This window comes from uncultured Methylobacterium sp., assembly GCF_964244095.1.
Classification (GTDB): Bacteria; Pseudomonadota; Alphaproteobacteria; order Rhizobiales; family Beijerinckiaceae; genus Methylobacterium.
Genome location: NZ_CAXTHR010000260.1, coordinates 1 through 2,955, shown reverse-complemented (window position 1 = coordinate 2,955; position 2,955 = coordinate 1). Strand labels below are relative to the sequence as shown.

At 71.0% G+C, this 2,955-nt stretch carries 3 protein-coding genes and 1 pseudogene; 2 read left to right on the top strand and 2 right to left on the bottom strand.

Going from position 1 to position 2,955, the window contains the following annotated elements:
- Positions 1-1,056 (top strand): M3 family metallopeptidase (locus tag ACFE86_RS22185; protein WP_375457472.1); only part of this gene is annotated, 1,056 nt, incomplete at its 5' end.
- A gap of 102 nt (positions 1,057-1,158) precedes the next feature.
- Positions 1,159-1,986: a hypothetical protein gene (locus ACFE86_RS22180; protein ID WP_375457471.1), complete on the top strand. Its 828-nt coding sequence runs from the start codon at positions 1,159-1,161 to the stop codon at positions 1,984-1,986.
- A gap of 22 nt (positions 1,987-2,008) precedes the next feature.
- Here ACFE86_RS22180 and ACFE86_RS22175 read toward each other — a convergent pair whose 3' ends face one another.
- Positions 2,009-2,227: a hypothetical protein gene (locus ACFE86_RS22175; protein ID WP_375457470.1), complete on the bottom strand. Its 219-nt coding sequence runs from the start codon at positions 2,225-2,227 to the stop codon at positions 2,009-2,011.
- A 614-nt stretch (positions 2,228-2,841) separates the two neighbouring features.
- Positions 2,842-2,955, bottom strand: a pseudogene (locus ACFE86_RS22170) (monothiol glutaredoxin, Grx4 family); the annotation flags it as partial.

Genomic DNA, 2,955 nt, shown 5'->3' with positions numbered 1-2,955 from the left:
CTCCAGGCCCACGACTGGCGCCACTACGCCGAGAAGCTGCGGCGGGCCGAGCACGATCTCGACGAGAGCGAGATCAAGGCGTACCTGCCGCTGGACGGCGTGATCCGGGCAGCCTTCGACACCGCGTCGCGCCTGTTCGGCCTGCGCTTCGACGAACTCCACGACGTGCCGCGCTACCACCCGGACGTGCGCGCCTGGCGGGTGTCGGACGCCGACGGCACGGAGGTCGGCACCTTCCTCGGCGACTACTTCGCGCGCTCGTCGAAGCGGAGCGGCGCCTGGATGAGCGCCTTCCGCTCGCAGGAACGCCTCACCGGCGACGTGAAGCCGGTCATCGTCAACGTCATGAACTTCGCGCGGGCCCCGGCGCGCGAGACGCCGCTGCTGTCCTTCGACGACGCCCGCACCCTGTTCCACGAGTTCGGCCACGCCCTGCACGGGCTCCTGTCCGACGTGACCTACCCGCTGCTCGCCGGCACCGCGGTCTCGGGCGACTTCGTGGAACTGCCCTCGCAGCTCTACGAGCACTGGCTGGAGCAGCCGGAGGTCCTGCGCGCGCATGCCCGCCACCACCGCACCGGCGCACCGATGCCGGAGGCGCTGTTGGCCAAGCTGCTGGCCGCGCGGACCTTCAACCAAGGTTTCGCCACCGTCGAATACACCGCCTCGGCCATCGTCGACATGACGCTGCACCTGTCGAGCGCGGGGGAGGGCGGCCTCGACGTCGCGGCCTTCGAGGCCGACGCGCTCCAGCGCATCGCGATGCCGGCCGAGATCGACATGCGCCACCGCAGCCCGCACTTCGCGCACGTCTTCTCCGGCGACGGCTATGCGGCGGGCTACTACAGCTACCTGTGGTCGGAGGTGCTCGACGCCGACGCCTTCGACGCCTTCCGCGAGGCCGGCGACATCTTCGATCCCGACACCGCGGCGCGCCTGCGCACGTACGTCTACGGCGCCGGCAACCTGCGCGACCCGCGCGCGGCCTACACCGCGTTCCGCGGGCGCCTGCCGAGCACCGGACCGCTGCTGCGCAAACGCGGGCTCGCGGCGTGAGATCGCCGGGACGGCGGTAACCGTTCGGTAAACAAACGTCCTTAACCAAAGCTTTCGACAGACATGCCGAGAACAGACATGCCGGAAGCGGGGACGAGGGCCATGACGACGAGCATCGATTCGGCTGGGGACGCGTCCCCAGCCTCGCCGCAGGCCCTGCTGAAGGCCGCGGTGTCCGGCGGCAGGGCGCCCGAGGCCGCCTCGGCCCCGGCGAAGGCAACGACGGCGATCGCGAAGGCGAGACGCCGTCTCGATCCGCCGATGATCGGTCTCGCGGGCGCGGGGCTCCTCGTCGGGACGCTGCTCGGTGCCGGCACCGCGATCCTCGCGGCGCCCCGGCCAGACGGCACGGGCGCGGCGCTCGCCGAGGTCCAGGCGGGGCTGGAGGCGAGCCGGCTGGAGGCGTCTGGCCTCAACCGCGCGTCCGACCGCTTGGCCACGTCGATCGCCGCCGTGAAGGAGGCCGCGGACGCGGCCCGAGGCGAGGCCACGGCCCGCGGCATCGCTCTCACGCAGACGGTCGGCAAGGTCGAGACCGCGTTGGCTACGAAGATCGCGGCGCTGGCCGAGCGGATCGATCAGGCCGAGAAGGCGCAGGGCGCGCGGATCGCGTCGCTCGCCGCCCCATCCGAGAAACGGCCCGTCGCCGCGCCGGCACCCGTGGCGAAGGCGGAGCCGGTCCAGACCGGGAGCCTCGCCGACACCAAGCCGAAGCCGTCTGCGGCCGAGACGCCCGCCGTCATCGAGGGCTGGGCGGTGCGCGACGTCTACGACGGAACGGCGATGCTGGAGGACCGTCGGCGTCGCCTCGTCGAGGTCGCGGCAGGCGCGTCGATCCCGGGGGTCGGACGGGTGGAGGCGGTGGAGCGTCGGGGCCGCGCGTGGGTCGTCGTGACCCGGCAGGGCATTATCACGCCGCAGCCCTGGTAGGCGGCACGTTGATGGGGCGCGATCAGGTCGAGGCGATGACGTTCGGGGAGAGGCTGCCGGCACCGACCGGATAGCGCGGCTCGATGGTCATCGGGTCGGCCAACGCCGCGGCCCGTTCGGCGCGCTGGCGACCATGCGAGAGGGCGCGGGTCTGGTCTGCCCGTGTCGGGTGCAGGATCGCCGCGAGCAGGGCCTGACCCTCGAATTGCTGACCCAGGTTCTTGGCTTCGAAGACGGGCATGACCGGCCTTGCAGATAGAGCGGAGCCGTGGGCGCCGCCGGCCCATCGAACCTGGGCCGTGATGGTATAACGGTGACACCCTGAACAAGTTCCGAATGTCGTAGGATCGAAATCGTTCTTTAACCATTGCATTGCCGCGGTTCGGCCGCAGTGCGAAATCACACGCCGACTTGCCCGTCGGACAGGTCGCCAGACTACGCACCTCACGCGAAACGTCCTTGCGGCCGATGCGACCCGTCTCCGAAAGCAGGCGCGCGACGCTCATGCGGGCTTCGGTTCCGATCATCCCGCTCGCCCGCGGAACGCAATCGCGAAGAGGGGAGCCGGCCGTCGGATGGCGCGCTGATGGGGACCGATCCGGTCGCCGTCTTGGGGGTCGGGAGATTTACAGAGTCGTCTTCCGATGCGCGCATCCTCGCACAGCAACGCGGTGTCGACGGCAGAGGCTGCCATCGCGCCCGGCCGGGCCCGCCGCCCACGATGACGACGTCGCGCAGGACGCGCGTCCCGGACCCATCCAGCGGCGACAAACCGCGACCCTTGGCGAACGCTGCGCACCGCGGGCACGAAAAAGGGCGCCGCAGCGCCCTTCGTCGTCGCGATCCGGCTGAGGATCAGGCGGCGGCGGCCTTCACCGGCACGCCCTTCTCGGCGAGGAAGGTCTGGAGTTCGCCCGACTGGAACATCTCGCGGGTGATGTCGCAGCCGCCGACGAACTCGCCCTTCAC